General features: G+C 62.9%; 1 protein-coding gene. It reads right to left on the bottom strand.

Annotation, left to right across the window (positions count from 1 at the left end; all coding sequences use genetic code 11):
- The coding region (locus SB725_RS33605; protein WP_410923746.1) for an OprD family outer membrane porin at positions 1-240 on the bottom strand (240 nt) is incomplete at both ends.

Below are 240 nucleotides of genomic sequence, written 5' to 3'. Positions count from 1 at the left end.
CCGACGCCAACCAGGCCCTGGGTGAAGCCGGACTGGAACGTGCCCATCAGCCCGTAAGCCCATTCCTCAGCCTTGCCGCTGCGTTCGCTTCGGGGCTTGTAGGCATTGCGGCCACTGCTGTTGCGCCCGCCGTGCCGGTAATCGCGCTGGTCGAATACGCTGCGATTAAGCAGGCTCCAACTGCCGTCTTCAATGAAGCCCTTGCTGTTGGACTGGGCGGAGTCAGCGGTTGCGAAAGGA

Origin of the sequence: Pseudomonas sp. SIMBA_041 (assembly GCF_046535095.1) — a bacterium.
Classification (GTDB): Bacteria; Pseudomonadota; Gammaproteobacteria; order Pseudomonadales; family Pseudomonadaceae; genus Aquipseudomonas; species Aquipseudomonas mucoides.
The sequence above is the reverse complement of the archived record's forward strand: the minus strand, read 5'-3'. Positions and strand labels throughout refer to the sequence as shown.